Here is a 14,315-nt window from a genome sequence, read left to right on the forward strand (position 1 = left end):
CTGATTCATCGTATCTATGCCGTGATCCGCCGGGGCGAGAAATATGATAAATTTTATCGCTATACCCTTGCATAGACCATAGAAATCGGCCCGGCTAAGCTCCGATTCAGGAGCCCACTCTGTTCGACTTGTCCTGGCTCGGATAGAAATACGGGTTCGCGGCCGCATGGATTTCCATGGTTCAAACAAGTATTGGCAAATAGTTTTTGTCATATTTCTGACCACGACGTACCACTGAGCAAATTCGATGAATTAGTTTGTTGCGAATAGCGTTTATCACTACCATCCTATTCTTGCCTTCAGCAAGTTTACGATTGTAATAGTCTTGCATTTCCCCTCTAACGCGGATTGCTGACATTGCTCCCAAATGAAAAAGGCTCTTCAAGCGCTTGTGAGCATGGCGACTGACACTGGTCCGGCCACGAATACTGCTACCAGATCGATGTTCAAAGGGTGCCACACCCGCATGACAGGCTAGTTTTTTAGGGTCATCAATTGACTTAAACTCATCAGTCGCAATCAGCAACTCAGTAGCCGTTGTGGTGCCTACCCCAGGAATGGACGTTACCCAATCGAACAACTCCTTCAACCGAGGATCATTTTGGATTAACTCATCGATTTGCTCATCTGCTTTTTCTAGATCAGCCGTTAGGGCCTTCAATGATGCCTGGCAGGTTTTAATTAACTGTTTTTGTAATGCTGAGTCAACAAAATCTTTCTGCTCAGTCAATGGCTGTTGTAGTTGCTGACGCATCAAGATCAATCGTTGTCGCAACACACTCAATGCACCAAACTGCTGTACAACCCGCCGTGGTGGTTGCCAGAGTCGCATTTTATCTCGGAAGCGGTAGCCATACTCGGCGATACGTACTGAATCAATCGCATCGGATTTACCCCGTTGCAGGCCGCCTGCCTTCTTGATCTGTAGACTACTCTCTAACCGCCGGGCGGCCCCGCAGATAGGTAGGTGTATTTTATAAAGAGTAGATAACAAATGGGCGCAATATATCCCAGTCTGCTCAATACAACATACTGACTGAGCGACTTCAAATCCAGGTAAAGCTTTGATTAGCTTGACCGTCGTTTTAATGGCTAGCTCCGAATTTTCGGATTGGACTTGTAAGATAATCCGGTTGCCATCAAAAACTGCCCAATCCAGGCGGGGCGCCCCGTGGCGTGGCTTTGGAAACATCAATACCAATAGAAAAATGTAGGTCCATATGAGATCAATGATTAGGAATTAAAAATTGCCTACCCAGTTACTCAAACCCTTGCTAATGGGCCTTCATGCCCTAATTTCCATTTGAGTCAGTTGATTGGGCAAGCCACTCAAAGTAGGTCCTGACCGCGACGGCGGACCGTTCCATGCTTAGAGCGAAACCTCTGCGGTCCCTTAGGTAATCCTACCCTGATACTTTGACAAACTACTAAATCTAGGAATAATATTACAGAGCAAATCTAAAGGGCGGTCCCACCAGAACAAGGGTTTGAGCAAGGCAAGTCAGTTGACGGATCACCAAAACTAACCGGTTTTATGGACTTTCAACACTACATTGGAATTGACAAAGGCTACGCTAGACTGGGTAGTATATTCCCCAGGGGGTATTCAATTTAGGTTGCAATCTGCCAACTCCATTGAAGGAATTAAGAGCGCATTACTGCAAATAAAGAAGCTACCAGGTTGGCGACCAGAGACATCTGTTTTCTGCATGGAGCATACTGGCATTTATAATACGCACTTACTGGACTATCTCTTTCAAGCCAACCTGGCCATTTGGTTAGAGTCTTCCTTGCAGATCAAGCAGGCTGGCGGTATGCAACGAGGTAAAAATGACTCCATTGATGCTCAGCGTATTGCCGAATATGCCCGCGGTGGCGTACCACTTTCGTTTTCGTGACCGGCTACGCCTGTGGCAGCCACCTCGCATGATTATTCAGGAATTGGCGTACTTAAGAGCTGCCCGCCAACGACTGATTCAAGCCTACAAACTGCTGTCGATCCCTCTGGCTGAGCAAGAATCATTTGTTCGCCCTTCACTACAGAAAAGCTCAAACACAGCTCCCGAAAATCCCTCCTGGCGTTTAAAGCCGAGAAACAAGACATTGATCGACAGATAAATGATCTTATCCAACATGATCCACGGCTTAAAGAACCGCCGGGCGGCCCCGCAATGAAATGACGATTATCGCCGATCCCAAAAAGATGGCAGCATCGGCCGTCCGACTGTCACGCCGGCATTGCTCCTTTTGACGGGGGCGCCCGTGCGCTATTGATCAGGAACAAGCATTCGAGGGAAAACACCCGTGAGTCATCAGGCGCGAAAACGGCTGAAAGCACTGTTTCACTTAGCGGCGATGGCTGTCATCCGTTCAAAAGGCGAATTACAAACCTATTATCAGCGGAAAGTAAATGAAGGCAAAAACAAGATGTTGGTTCTGAACGCAGTGCGCAACAAACTGGTCCATCGAGTTTTTGCCGTGGTGCGCCGAGGTAAAAATATGACAAAAATTATGCACCAATATTTGGTTGAACCATAGAAATCGGGGCGATCACTGGATAATGTCACGCCAGCAGATGCTTATGGGGGCGTCAAGATCATATCTTAGCCCAGCGGCAAAGAATTAAGCAGATGTCTATGCTCAAACGGCGGAAAAAGCAGGCCGACGCGGCATATTTTCAGCAATTCTAAAACGGCCCGGCCTCAGTTGTCCACTTTTATTTGACTACATACATTAATGATAGAAGTTCTAATTGAATCAACTCTTAATAACAATTTGGACCCATTGCGTAAGAGCCGAGAAGTAAGGAACACTTTATATTAACTAATCTTCAACGGACAACTCGGCAACATCGTGTTTGTGGCCCCCGAAGAGATCAAACGGTTTCATCTTTCCCAGAACAAGGAAATTGAGCTATTTCTAGTTAAGTTTCCGCTGAGGACAGAATTTGGCGTACCGGATATCCACGTAAGGCCTCAGAGTAACCCTGATCCACTGAAGTCTTTTTAAAGACAAGCTAATGGTGACAAAGACGGCTCTTCAAGGCCATCAAAGCGCTGGATAAACGCTTTATTCCCTTTATCCTGCTGGCGGATAAAGAGGTGCTCAAACCCATGCACGATGAGATGACCCAGGTAGCCGACGAGCTTTCTGTTTGCTGGAAGATGCTCGAATTGAATTGTTCGATTACATTAACGGGGCCGCCCGCGCTGTGCCATTATAATGGCACAGGCCACCCTGAGCAAACGACGACACTGCGCCGGCAGCCCGGTCGTCGCTGGGCTACCTTAGCCCTGAACAATATGAGAAGCCGTATTACTTAACTTTAAATCAAAACGTGCCTAGTTTTAGCATGGTGCGACGAATGCTAATTGCCTACTTTTAATTTGAGAGCCAGTCTTTTGGCCGCCACCACAGCCCCTTCCATATAGCCAGGTGATTCACGCGCCGTTTCTGTGCCCCCGAAATACAATTTCCCGTTCAGATACGATTGTTGCAACAAAGGGTGTCCATTGTTTTGATGGGGCCGATGAATTACAGCATTACCCGCTACCAGAAATTTATCATTCCACACTTTGTCAACATAGGTAGTAGCAGATAAGGCTTCGGGGCCGAATAGTTCGCCTAATTGACGTAAGACTAACTCCTTCCGTACCTCCTGAGTAAAGGATACTGATCCTGGGCTTAAAAATCCGGTGAAGCCAAACCGTTGACCGTCAGCGCTTGTATGATCGTACATTTCAATGACAATATCCGCCTGACTATAGAGCATACCCGAATACCCATTCGAGCGCCAAAAAGCGGTCGCATATTCAACGGCAAATTTGATTGAGCCGCCCATCCAGGTTTGTACCGTTGGTAACAGTTCACCTACTTCCAGAGGCAGTTCAGGCGTTACGTTTACCTTTGAGGCCATCACGGGAAGGGGTATACAACTCACGACTTGATTGGCTTGATACGTTCGACCGTTCGCGGTTTGAATAACAACTCCCTGCTGGACTTCCTGAATGCCGGTTACTTCGGTATCTAAGTGGATGGAAGAGGGATCAAGTTGTTTGGCTAGTGCCTCAATTAACTGCCCGGTTCCGCCTGCCAACCGGTAAGAAGGGTCTTCGGAGGCAGGAATAAAGAACTTTTGCGGAGGTTCAAAGGATTTGGATTGAAATAAAGAAACTCCCTCTGCAAACTGAGGGAAGGTAGTTAGTCCCAGTTCTGCTACCAACGTCAAAAGATTGGGGTGCCTTGCAGAAAACCAGGTAGCCCCCAATTCCAACGGGGTCTCTAAAAGGCCCGCTACGGTATGGATTCGTCCACCCAATCGGGGCGAGGCTTCTAAAATAGTTACGTTAAAGGGCTTGTTACGCAGATAATAGGCTAAACTAAGCCCGCTTAAGCCACCACCAAGGATGATAATCTTGTCACTGGGTTTCATGCCGCAAAATTACACTGTGTTGGAATCATTCCGAATGCATATCAAAAACAAGGGCACATTTCAACTGGCAAGGGTCTTTTGAAACGCCCGTTTTTCCAAAACAACCTGTTAATGCAGACCTGGTATTGGTAGAAGAGGCTGCTATCTTAAATTTACCTTATTGACCAGCGTCTCATGACTGTGTTAAGTATACACCCAATCCTTATTTATCTACTCTCCCGCTGACTGCCTTGTGACGGATTCTGGGGGATTTAGCGGCTTTTCCCAAAAATAGCAGGAGTTGACTCATTTGTGACAGGCTTTCATGGCGAAGGTGCCGACCTTTGATTCAACAAAACGGAACAACAACACTTAAACAATAAACGCCATGAAAGCCCTTTTTAACACCCTGCTCGTTGCCCTGACCTTAACCGCTGCCAGCTTCAACACCGTCCAAGCCGGTCCCAACAAACCCAAGAAAGCAGCCGCTTTTCAAACCGGTATCCACACCACTGCCGAAGGCAAGCTTCAGGTAGCCGTCCAGAAAGAAACCACCAGTGCGGTAGTGGTTCGGCTGTTGAATGCGAATGGTGAGGAGGTGTTTGCCCAGCAGATCGGCAAACGGCAGGAAGCGGTACGTCTGCGGATGGATGTAAGCAATTTGCCCGATGGCGTGTATCAGGTGGCCATCAGCAACGGTGTCGAGACGACCACCAAAGAAGTCACATTAACCACTAAACAGATAGAAGCCGCTCCCCGATTGGTGGCTGTCAACTAATATTGAACCATGTAATCTTTTTCTGCAAAAAACCGGCCTTGAAGAGCCGGTTTTTTCTTTTGTGATCAATTTCACTATACAATAACGCTACTTTATCAAATGTTCGCTTTAGCGAGTCAAGGCCTTTCATTTCCATGTCTATTTAGTTGCAAATAAGACTTGCAACGGCTTTCAAAATCATACCGTCAAACTTTTAACGAAATTTCTACTCCGTATCAGATATAAAAACAATTTTCGATATCTTTGTTACTAAGATAAATACTGAATAAGATACTTGAATGGAAAGTGAGTTACTTAAAGGAGTTAGGAGGTTAAGTCAGCACTATGCCTTCAACTCAATTCAAATGCACGAAGCAGTTGCGCGCAAGGCTGGGCTGTCGGGCACCGATCATAAATATTTAGGCTTCATTATTGAGAAGGGCCAAATGACAGCCGGGGAGTTGTCCAGGTTGACGGGCCTTACCACCGGTGCGGTTACTGGATTAATCGACCGGTTTGAAAAGAAAAACCTGGTGAGAAGAAAACTGGTAGCGAATGACAGGAGAAAGGTCATTATCGAACCGATTACTGAAAACATCATGTCGCTTTTAGTGCCCTTATACGCAACGTTTCGGGAAAAGTCGGCAACGCTAATGGCGTCTTTTTCGGAAGATCAAATTAAAACTATTGAAGCCTATTTTTCAGGTGCTATAGAAATAATGAAGGACGTAACAACAGCCCTTAATGAATCAACTCATAATCAAAGCAATGCCAGATAACGCCTATACCCTCACGTTTGGAGAAATAAACAAAACGGATTTAGCCCTGGTGGGAGGCAAAGGGGCCAACCTGGGAGAGCTGATGCGAATGAATGGAGTTGAGGTACCCGATGGCTTTTGTCTAACAACAGAAGCTTACAAGCAATCTGTTACTTCCAATGCTGCATTTGAGGGATTGTTCCGTCAGTTGTCAACGTTAAAATCAGATGATCGGAAAGCTATAAGTGAAATTGGTCAAGCCGTCAGAAACGCAATTGAGCAGACCCCTATTCCAGAACCCGTCATCGACGAAATCAGGGAACATCTTAACTGCAATGACGCTCTTCAATCGTATGCGATTCGATCCAGTGCTACAGCGGAAGACTTGCCCGACTTCTCTTTCGCAGGACAGCACGACACCTATCTGAATATCATAGGTGAGGCATCCATTTTGAACCATGTGCGGAAATGTTGGGCGTCGTTGTTTACCGATAGAGCGATCGTCTACCGCTTACAAAACAAATTTGACCCTTCTAAAGTGTACCTGTCTGTTGTCGTACAAAAAATGGTTTTTCCAGACACGGCAGGAATAATGTTTACGGCCAATCCGCTCAACGGCAACAGAAAGGTAGTAACCATTGATGCTGGTTTTGGGCTAGGTGAGGCCTTGGTGTCAGGGCTTGTAAGCGCTGATAATTATACTGTTCGTGATGGAAAGATTGTCGATAAAAGAATATCATCCAAGACCCGGGGAATTTATGCTTCACTAGCTGGCGGAACCACGGAACAGGAAATTACCGCTGACCAGATAAATGTTCAAGCGTTGGAGGATGAACAGATCCTACGGCTTGCACGCATTGGCAGAGCGGTCGAATCCCATTTTGGTAGTCCGCAGGACATTGAATGGTGTCTTGCGAATGACATCGTTTACCTTCTCCAAACCAGGCCGATTACCAATTTATACCCGGTTCCAAAAGTGGACGATCAGAACAACCACGTATTTATATCAGTGGGTCATCAGCAGATGATGACTGATCCGATGAAGCCGTTGGGGTTATCCTTGTGGCAGCTAAGAGCAGCCAGGCCAATGTTCGAGGCCGCCGGGAGGTTATTTGTCGATGTCGCCGATAGCCTGGCTACACCAGCCGGCAGAGCAAATTTATTAAGTGCTATGGAGCAGCATGACCCGCTTATTAAAGAAGCACTTATTCAAATTATTAAGAGGGAAGACTTTATAAAGGCGATTCCCGATGAAGGAAACATACCAACCCTTGTTAAAGCCGAAAAGCACATGGTGCCCGAAGCTATTTTATCCCAGGTAGGTAATGGGCCAGAAATCGTGGCTGGTTTAATCGAAGATGCACAAAAATCCTTAGAAACGCTCAAAAAAGACATTATTGCTGAATCTGGAATAGGGCTCTTTGATTTCATTGTTGAGGATATCAGGCAATCCAGGCAAATGATCTTTCACACGCAGCACATGGGCGTACTCATTGCAGCGATGAACGCTTCAACGTGGCTCAACGAAAAGATGCTTGAATGGCTCGGCGAAAAAAATGTTGCGGACGTCTTGACACAATCCGTGTCCAATAATATTACTTCCCAAATGGGTTTGGAATTATTAGACCTTGCGGATGTCATTCGGCCATACGGAGAAATAATAGAGTATCTACAGCAGGTAAAAACAAATAACTTTTTAGATGAACTGTTGAAGTTCCCCGGCGGTCAGGATGTTCAATCAGCAATTGCAGCCTTCCTCGAAAAGTACGGTATGCGTTGCGCCGGTGAAATTGATATCACGAAAACGCGCTGGAGTGAAAATCCATTGATACTTCTTCCTTTAATCCTGACCAATATCAAAAACTTTGAGTACGGGGCAGCAAGACAAAAATTTGAAAAGGGATTACAGCAGGCCTTAAAGAAGGAAGAAACCCTGCTCGAACGATTGAAAAATTTACCGGATGGAGCCCAAAAAGTGAAAGACACGAAAGCCATGATCGAGCTTCTTCGGAATTTTGCTGGCTATCGTGAATATCCAAAATACATCATAGTCAGCCGGTTCTTTGTCTATAAGCAGGCTTTATTGAAAGAAGCCAAGACACTATTGGAAGCGGGTGTGATTTCAGAGATCGACGATATATTTTATCTCACATTCGAAGAATTTCGCGAATTGGTTCATACACATATGACAAACACCAGACTTATCAACCAGAGAAAGAAAGCTTTTGAATCCTACCAGAGACTCACTCCACCGCGGGTTATCACATCTGAAGGAGAAGTTGTTTGGGGTAACTATAATCACGAAAGCTTACCCCCGGGGGCCATTCCTGGTTTAGGTGTTTCCTCAGGGGTGGTTGAAGGACGGGCCCGTGTCATCTTAAACATGGAAAATGCAGACCTGGAAGATGGGGATATACTCGTTACCTCCTTTACCGACCCGAGCTGGACTCCCTTATTTTTATCAATCAAAGGCCTTGTTACTGAAGTTGGTGGCCTTATGACACATGGAGCGGTGATTGCGCGCGAATATGGGTTACCTGCGGTTGTAGGAGTGGAAAATGCTACCCGTCTCATTAAGGACGGCCAGAAAATTCGCGTAAATGGAGTGGACGGCATCATTGAAATTCTTTACTAGCTTGTCTTGAGCCCGTGAAAGCGCGGCAGTGAAAACTAGCTAGGCGTGGGGGCGCTGCGGGTATCCGACCCAGCGGGGAACCGCACTGCGAACCGACTTTCAGTTTGTGTCGTACCAATAGTCCAAGACCCGGGATAGCTTGCCCAAATTGAACAGAGCGAGCTTCCCATCCGCAACCGTCAATTGGATAGTTAACTACTTAAATTAGAGAGTTATGAAGTTAAAATTAATGGTATCTTTTTTCCTTTTTACCACCTGTTTTAGATCATTTAGTCAGGAAATGCAGAACAGGACTGCGGATGAAAAAGGCTTGATTAAAGTATCCATCATGTATCCGTATGCCGAAGGGAAGACCTTTAATATGGAGTATTATGAAACCAAGCACATGCCTATGGTGGCCGCATTTTTGGGATCAAACTTGGTTAAATACACAATTGACAGAGGGGTTGCCAGTGGGATTCCCAACCAACCATTGCCTTTTATGGCTATCGGTACATTTTACGTAAAAAGCCTAAGTGAGTATCAATCGGCTATCGGGCCGAACAGGGAGGCTATTCGTGCCGATTTTGCAAATTACACCAATATTACTCCTGTCATTCTGGTGAGTGAGGTGATCAAGTAATGATGGTATGTCAATACTGAATTGAAAAAGTGGGCATCGGTGGCAGGCTCGTTGCCCTGACCTTAACCGCTGACAGCTTCAACTCCGCCCAAGCCGACCCCAACAAACCCAAGAAAGTAGCCGCTTTTCAGAGCGGTATCCACACCACCGCCGAAGGCAAACGTCGGAATGTGGTTCGTCTGCGGATGGGTGTAAGCAATTTGCCCGACGGGGTGTATCAGGTGGCCATCAGCAACGGGGTGGAAACCACCACTAAAGCCGTGACGCTTTCGACCAAACAGCCGGTGGCCCCTCCCCGACTGGTCGCGGTTCAGTAACGGCACGCTGTATCTAGTGATAAAAATAACCGATAAAGCCGCCTTGAATTCAAGGCGGCTTTAATTTTTAACAAGTAAAGTGGTCCCGTTCTGAGGGCGCAGTGTAATCCGTTGCGCCTTCATGGATAGGCTACTGACAAGAAATCAGTAAACGAAAATAAAATACACTCGTATGCCTTAGCTCTTCTTTACAAACTCTGATTTAAGAGCCATCGCCCCAAATCCTTCTATTTTGCAATCAATGTTGTGATCACCATCTACCAGGCGGATATTTTTCACTTTGGTGCCAGCTTTTATGCTTTGCGAGGAACCTCTTACCGGAAGATTTTTTATGGTTACTACCGTATCTCCGTTTTGAAGAATAGTGCCATTAGCATCCTTCACTACAACTGATTCGTCGGTTTCTACCTCTTCTTGAGGATTCCACTCATGCCCACATTCGGGGCATATAAGCAGGGTATCCATTTGATAGGTAAAGGTTGATTTGCATACCGGGCAGGGGGGCAGTTCGTTCATTATGGTATTGTTTTGTACGTGATTTGATGGGATTTAGTAAAGAAAATTGATTCAGCTCTTTCTAGCACTGCGGCTATGAGTAAGCCGAAAAATTAGCGGGCTTGATGGCCAAAGGGAATGGTCAACACCAAGCCCGCTAATCAGCCCTAAGGGCATTCCGCTCTGTAAATTTCGTAATAAATATTGTATTCCGGGTTCTTAAGGGTAATGTGCAATGAGTCATCCGAAGAAACCTTACGCTATTCCGTATTGATTGTCAGTAGTTTATAAAAAAAGACTTTCCGATACACGTTAATTAAGACGGATAAGCTGGTAAACATTAAACTTATTACCAAGAACCTTACCTTATGTTAATGAAATACTCCCAGATCATACCTCGCAGAAAAGATATAGGAGCAAGCCGGTTTGTCCTTTGGAAAGGGGAGGGAAAAGACCCGCAGTATAGTTAAGAAACATCCATAGATTGACTTTTATATTTTATTGATGATACAACAAATGAACAATTAATATGAAACCCATCGCTATCCTATTTTTGGTTCAGCTCTGGGCGTTTACAAGTAATGCTCAACGCCCCTTTACAAAATCCTCTATTCGAGCGGGACTTGATCTGATGACCTTAGACGCTCCCGATGCAAAGGACGTTCGGTATCAAGTCCGGTATACTAAACACCTTTTCAAGGATAGGCTCCTGATAGGGGCTTCTATAGGGTATTTCCAACAAAACAGTCGCAAGAACCTTTATCAAGATATTTATATTGACGGTAATAAACGCCGTCGAATTACTACCGATCTTACTTTATTAGTGGATCTGTTACCTTCTGCTAAGTATGCTTTACGGCTAGGAGGTGGCTTGTCGAGTTGGTATCGTAAGGATAATCTTTGGGTTGGAAGTAGTTTTAGTATCAGACCTGGCGAGCCCGGAATTTTTGACTTAAAAACGGATCGGGAAGGGATACGAGAATGGAATATAGGCCCCCATTTTGCACTGGAATATGAACAAGCGATAGCGAATCGATTTGCGATCAGTGGTCGAGTCGGCTGGGCGGATTTACAACGTGCTAGTATCAGTTACCAAGTAGGTGTAGGAATTAGTTATTGGTTATACTAATCAAATATAGATAACATGAACTGTGTTAAAAGTCAAGGCACGGAGCGTAAAATTGGCCGATGATTCGGATCAAAATCCTCGTTGAATTTAACCACCGCATAAGCTTGGCGAAGCAGTTTATTAACCACGGCCATTAAAGCTACATTGGTTGCCTTACCAGCCGCTTTTAGCCGCTGATAAAACTCTCGACAAGGTTTATTATAGCGAATCGCTGACAAGCTAGCCATATATAATTGGCCTCTGAGATGAGCATCACCAGAGCGGTTGATCCCCTTCGTGATCCCTACTTTCCCAGATTGATAGATAATGGGAGCAACGCCGATAAACTTGGCGAGAGCTTTCGCCGATGTAAAGTCGCGAAAGCCATTTGCCGTTTCAATTAAGGCAGTGGCGACAGCGTGAGAAATGCCTTTTATGGACTGTAACCGCTTATACTGATCAGCGAAATCCGCTTGACAAACCTGATTGATTTCAGCTTTAAGTTGAGCAATAGCCGCCTGGAAATGAGCAATCATTTGCTGCAAACTTTGCTCAACGGTAGGATCTTTTATAGGTAAAGGCTGGAACGATTCGAGCAAATTAAGCAAGGCTACCCGCTGTTTTTGATACTGACGCAACAACGTCCGCTTCTGCCTGAGTAATAATAAACTGCTATTACTCATCTGATAAACAGCAGGTTGAATAACTCGTCCGTATTCCGCTAATAAAACAGCGTCACGTGGATCTGTCTTTGTGACCGACAAATGCATTTTGGCGAAATGATGGCTCTGCTTGGGATTAATCACCGAAATTGTTACCCCCGCTTGAGTCAGCATATAGGTTGCCAAGACGGAGTAGGAGCCCGTTGCTTCCAGAATACAATGAGCTTGGTCAGGTAACTGACTTAAAAGAGCACGAATGCCATCGGGTGAATTAGCAAATTCATCAACTTTCCAGCCCGCATTAAGTTTTGGGACCGCCATCGAAAGACTATCTTTGGCAACGTCAAAACCAATGTAAGTTGTCATACGAAAAGGTATTTACAAAGCCGGGCCGATTTCTATGGATTAAACAAGCGTGGGCGTATAGTTTTTGTCATATTTTTGCCACGCCCGACCACCGCACAGACCCGATGGATGAGTTTATTTCGTAATGCATTGATGACCAGCATCTTGTTTTTGCCAGCGGCTACTTTTCGCCGATAATACTCCTGAAGTTCACCTTTAACTTGAAGAGCCGACATGGCTGCCAAGTGAAGTAGCGTTTTGAGTGATTTTCTAGCGTGGTGATTCACGCGGGTTTTCCCTCGTATGCTACTGCCTGAAGAGTGTTCAAAGGGAGCCACGCCTGCATGGCAGGCTAGCTTTTTAGGATCGTCAATAGCCGTAAATTCAGCGCTGACCAAGATCAACTCAGTAGCCACAACTTGACCCACACCGGGTACAGAAGTGACCAGTTCGAAGAGCGACTTGAGAATAGGATCATCAGCGATCAGTTGTTTAATGGCTTTTTCGACATCTTTTAAATCATTGTCTAAAGCCTTTAGTGAACCACTGCAATGCTGCCCTAATTGGGCGGTTAGTCCTTTGTCACCGAAGCGTTTCTGTTCAGACAGGGGTACTTTCAATTGACTAATCATCCCTTGTAAGCGCTGACGAAGGCGAGTAAATTCAGTAAGCTTTTTGATAACAGGTCGGGCTGGCTTCCAAAGTCGTATCCGGTCTTGAAAGCGATAAGCGTACTCAGCAATGCGCAGAGCATCAATACTATCAGACTTGATTCGTTGCAAACCACGCCACGGGGCGCCCCGCGGCTTGTTTAATATGTAGGGAAGCTTCTAGCCAAATCGGAAATTGAGCCTGAAAAAGCACCTCTAAGGCATGTGCGTTGTAAAGCCCAGTGTGTTCCATGCAGACCACGCAGTTTAAGTAATTAAAGCCGGGTAAAGTCTTGAGTTGTTTGATGATAGCTCGAATAGCAACGGGTGAATTCTCAGATTGGATTTGCCAAATGATGCCTTTATTGGCGTACACAGCCCAATCCAGCGTGTTCTTTGATACATCAATCCCAATAAAGTGGTGAATAACCATTGAAGTACTTAATTTTAAGGTTCGATAATCAGACGCTTACTCATCACTCGCTACCTTGCTAATGGGACTGCTATCCCAAATTTCTATTCGAGGTTAAGTAAGAAAGACCGAGCGGGACCTGAATCGGCCCATAGGACGCTAACCTGGCCGGAGACGATAGGGAAGCCCGCTTGGTTGTCTGTTTAGTAAGCTACCTAAATCTTGGTTTACTACCACACCACAAACCTAAAGGCCGGAGCGGGGAAGAAGAAAAGGATTTGACGCCTTGAATTTTTGGACCCTAGCATAGCAAACGCGGTTTTGAACCAATTGAACTGTTGAGGCTTAAAAATTCACCAGTAGGAGTCAAAACATGTTAAACAGGTTTAGCTAATAAAAGCCCGGACTTACCCGTACTGGTGGCTCAATTTACTGATATGGTCCTAAAAATCCGGACACGAAACTTTTTTAACTTCGTGTACCGATGCGTCGGCCCGGCATGAACCAATCCCAACAACCGAAACGAAAGTATACCGCCGAGTTTAACGGAGCCGTCCGCGCGGGCCGATGTGCTGCAGCTAGTAGCCAATGGTGAATCCATCATGGCCGTAGCCCGTAAGATGGGCATCAGCGATAGTCTGATTCATGCCTGGCGAAAGGCAAGTTGTAAAGGGGAGAAAAAAACCGATCAAAACCTTCAGCACGAAGTTGATCTTTTACGCAAACAGCTACGCCAGGCCGAGATGGAGCGACCGTCGCCCGGCGCGAGATCCTAAAAAAAGCTGTCGCCATTTTCAGCGGGGCTGCCCAAGCCGACAGACATAAGGCAAATCTATCGATTCATTCAGGCCGAAGAAACCGCCTTTCCAGTCAGACTGCTTTGTAAAGTGCTGGCTGTCAGCAAAAGTAGCTATTATGCTTATCGTAACGGCATAACCTTTATACAAGTGATCAACGATCAACCCGTGACAACGGCGATTGAAACGATCTTTTGGGAAAACACGCGACGATATGGGAGCCGTCGTGTACTGGAAGCGCTGAAAAAACAGGGAGTAAAGGCGGGTCGACATCGGGTTCGCCGATTGATGCACGAACAGGATTGGCGAGCGATTCAGCCCCGTAGTTTCGTGCCAAAAACGACTA

Annotated in this window: 16 protein-coding genes; 10 read left to right on the forward strand and 6 right to left on the reverse strand. The window is 45.8% G+C overall.

Annotated features, from left to right (window positions below; translation table 11 throughout):
• Window positions 1-181: 181 nt before the first annotated feature.
• Window positions 182-1,192, reverse strand: coding sequence for a transposase (locus tag LX87_RS28035; protein WP_229310867.1), 1,011 nt, complete (start codon window positions 1,190-1,192; stop codon window positions 182-184).
• Window positions 1,193-1,559: 367 nt separating this feature from the next.
• Here LX87_RS28035 and LX87_RS29240 point away from each other — a divergent pair, with 367 nt between their 5' ends.
• Both LX87_RS29240 and LX87_RS29245 read left to right on the forward strand, forming a co-directional pair.
• Entirely contained in the window at window positions 1,560-1,898 is a 339-nt protein-coding gene (locus LX87_RS29240; RefSeq protein ID WP_229310868.1) for an IS110 family transposase, read from the forward strand.
• Between the two features lie 406 nt (window positions 1,899-2,304).
• Entirely contained in the window at window positions 2,305-2,538 is a 234-nt protein-coding gene (locus LX87_RS29245; protein ID WP_229310869.1) for a hypothetical protein, read from the forward strand.
• Between the two features lie 829 nt (window positions 2,539-3,367).
• Here the strand turns inward: LX87_RS29245 and LX87_RS28045 are convergent.
• Entirely contained in the window at window positions 3,368-4,432 is a 1,065-nt protein-coding gene (locus LX87_RS28045; protein ID WP_111631619.1) for a flavin monoamine oxidase family protein, read from the reverse strand.
• A 367-nt stretch (window positions 4,433-4,799) separates the two neighbouring features.
• Between LX87_RS28045 and LX87_RS28050 the strand changes: the two genes are divergently transcribed.
• The 5 genes from LX87_RS28050 (at window position 4,800) to LX87_RS28070 (ending at window position 9,500) form a co-directional block, all read left to right on the forward strand.
• Window positions 4,800-5,189, forward strand: a complete 390-nt coding sequence (locus LX87_RS28050) for a T9SS type A sorting domain-containing protein (RefSeq protein WP_111631620.1) — start codon at window positions 4,800-4,802, stop codon at window positions 5,187-5,189.
• A gap of 278 nt (window positions 5,190-5,467) precedes the next feature.
• Complete coding sequence (locus tag LX87_RS28055; protein ID WP_111631621.1) at window positions 5,468-5,947, forward strand: MarR family winged helix-turn-helix transcriptional regulator; 480 nt, start codon at window positions 5,468-5,470, stop codon at window positions 5,945-5,947.
• Window positions 5,913-8,561, forward strand: a complete 2,649-nt coding sequence (gene ppsA / locus LX87_RS28060; RefSeq protein WP_229310870.1) for a phosphoenolpyruvate synthase — start codon at window positions 5,913-5,915, stop codon at window positions 8,559-8,561. Before LX87_RS28055 ends, ppsA begins: the two co-directional genes overlap by 35 nt.
• Window positions 8,562-8,775: 214 nt before the next feature.
• Window positions 8,776-9,183: an EthD family reductase gene (locus LX87_RS28065; protein ID WP_111631623.1), complete on the forward strand. Its 408-nt coding sequence runs from the start codon at window positions 8,776-8,778 to the stop codon at window positions 9,181-9,183.
• A 29-nt stretch (window positions 9,184-9,212) separates the two neighbouring features.
• Window positions 9,213-9,500 carry a hypothetical protein gene (locus LX87_RS28070; RefSeq protein WP_111631624.1) on the forward strand — a complete coding sequence of 96 codons (288 nt, stop codon included), beginning with the start codon at window positions 9,213-9,215 and terminating at the stop codon, window positions 9,498-9,500.
• A gap of 177 nt (window positions 9,501-9,677) precedes the next feature.
• On the opposite strand, the gene LX87_RS28075 is transcribed toward LX87_RS28070, so the two are convergent.
• Complete coding sequence (locus LX87_RS28075) at window positions 9,678-10,016, reverse strand: zinc ribbon domain-containing protein YjdM (protein WP_111631625.1); 339 nt, start codon at window positions 10,014-10,016, stop codon at window positions 9,678-9,680.
• A 508-nt stretch (window positions 10,017-10,524) separates the two neighbouring features.
• On the opposite strand from LX87_RS28075, the gene LX87_RS28080 reads away from it, so the two are divergent.
• On the forward strand, window positions 10,525-11,124 hold the full coding sequence (locus LX87_RS28080; RefSeq protein ID WP_111631626.1) for a hypothetical protein: 600 nt from the start codon (window positions 10,525-10,527) through the stop codon (window positions 11,122-11,124).
• Between the two features lie 32 nt (window positions 11,125-11,156).
• On the opposite strand, the gene LX87_RS28085 is transcribed toward LX87_RS28080, so the two are convergent.
• The 3 genes from LX87_RS28085 to LX87_RS28095 are packed head-to-tail and all read right to left on the reverse strand — an operon-like array spanning window position 11,157 to window position 13,193.
• The gene (locus tag LX87_RS28085) at window positions 11,157-12,131 is read right to left on the reverse strand and encodes an IS110 family RNA-guided transposase (RefSeq protein WP_111631627.1); all 975 of its coding nucleotides are present in this window, start codon (window positions 12,129-12,131) and stop codon (window positions 11,157-11,159) included.
• Window positions 12,132-12,163: 32 nt separating this feature from the next.
• Window positions 12,164-12,892, reverse strand: coding sequence for a transposase (locus LX87_RS28090; RefSeq protein WP_111631628.1), 729 nt, complete (start codon window positions 12,890-12,892; stop codon window positions 12,164-12,166).
• Window positions 12,873-13,193, reverse strand: coding sequence for a transposase (locus LX87_RS28095; protein WP_111631629.1), 321 nt, complete (start codon window positions 13,191-13,193; stop codon window positions 12,873-12,875). Before LX87_RS28095 ends, LX87_RS28090 begins: the two co-directional genes overlap by 20 nt.
• A 548-nt stretch (window positions 13,194-13,741) precedes the next feature.
• On the opposite strand from LX87_RS28095, the gene LX87_RS28100 reads away from it, so the two are divergent.
• Window positions 13,742-13,948: a transposase gene (locus LX87_RS28100; protein ID WP_111631630.1), complete on the forward strand. Its 207-nt coding sequence runs from the start codon at window positions 13,742-13,744 to the stop codon at window positions 13,946-13,948.
• 189 nt (window positions 13,949-14,137) lie between these two features.
• Window positions 14,138-14,315, forward strand: a 178-nt coding sequence (locus LX87_RS29460; protein ID WP_170139500.1) for an IS3 family transposase, incomplete at its 3' end; no start/stop codon positions are given.

Source organism: Larkinella arboricola, assembly GCF_003259745.1.
Lineage (GTDB): Bacteria > Bacteroidota > Bacteroidia > Cytophagales > Spirosomataceae > Larkinella > Larkinella arboricola.

Bases quoted from the DNA above. Each gene is read 5' to 3' on its own strand.
- ppsA (WP_229310870.1), top strand. From the start codon at position 5,913: ATGAATCAACTCATAATCAAAGCAATGCCAGATAACGCCTATACCCTC.
- LX87_RS28095 (WP_111631629.1), bottom strand. From the start codon at position 13,193: ATGGTTATTCACCACTTTATTGGGATTGATGTATCAAAGAACACGCTG.
- LX87_RS28075 (WP_111631625.1), bottom strand. From the start codon at position 10,016: ATGAACGAACTGCCCCCCTGCCCGGTATGCAAATCAACCTTTACCTAT.
- LX87_RS28055 (WP_111631621.1), top strand. From the start codon at position 5,468: ATGGAAAGTGAGTTACTTAAAGGAGTTAGGAGGTTAAGTCAGCACTAT.
- LX87_RS28035 (WP_229310867.1), bottom strand. From the start codon at position 1,192: ATGTTTCCAAAGCCACGCCACGGGGCGCCCCGCCTGGATTGGGCAGTT.
- LX87_RS28065 (WP_111631623.1), top strand. From the start codon at position 8,776: ATGAAGTTAAAATTAATGGTATCTTTTTTCCTTTTTACCACCTGTTTT.
- LX87_RS28080 (WP_111631626.1), top strand. From the start codon at position 10,525: ATGAAACCCATCGCTATCCTATTTTTGGTTCAGCTCTGGGCGTTTACA.
- LX87_RS28085 (WP_111631627.1), bottom strand. From the start codon at position 12,131: ATGACAACTTACATTGGTTTTGACGTTGCCAAAGATAGTCTTTCGATG.
- LX87_RS28045 (WP_111631619.1), bottom strand. From the start codon at position 4,432: ATGAAACCCAGTGACAAGATTATCATCCTTGGTGGTGGCTTAAGCGGG.
- LX87_RS28050 (WP_111631620.1), top strand. From the start codon at position 4,800: ATGAAAGCCCTTTTTAACACCCTGCTCGTTGCCCTGACCTTAACCGCT.